Origin of the sequence: Rhizobium ecuadorense (genome assembly GCF_001187535.1) — a bacterium.
In the GTDB taxonomy this organism is placed as follows: Bacteria; Pseudomonadota; Alphaproteobacteria; order Rhizobiales; family Rhizobiaceae; genus Rhizobium; species Rhizobium ecuadorense.
Genome location: NZ_LFIO01001032.1, coordinates 1 through 248, shown reverse-complemented (window position 1 = coordinate 248; position 248 = coordinate 1). Strand labels below are relative to the sequence as shown.

Annotated in this window: 1 pseudogene; it reads left to right on the top strand. The window is 57.3% G+C overall.

Going from position 1 to position 248, the window contains the following annotated elements:
* Positions 1 to 46: 46 nt before the first annotated feature.
* Positions 47 to 248, top strand: a pseudogene (locus tag AF337_RS44530) (ABC transporter permease); the annotation flags it as partial.

Here is a 248-nt window from a genome sequence, read left to right as displayed (position 1 = left end):
ACTGGTGCACAGCTTAGATTCCGGCGATGAGAAGGTCGTCCGAGCAATGAGACAAACAATCCGCGGGATAGCACGCAACGCCCGGCTGGCGTGGGACCTCGCATATCGCGATATCGCCGCCCGTTATGGTAATTCCATCGGCGGTCCTTTCTGGCTTATCATCACCCCCGTGAGCTTCGCCGGGATCTATTGGCTTGTGTTCGCATACTTCTTGCGCCTCAAATGGCTGGACCCTGTAACGGGAGCAG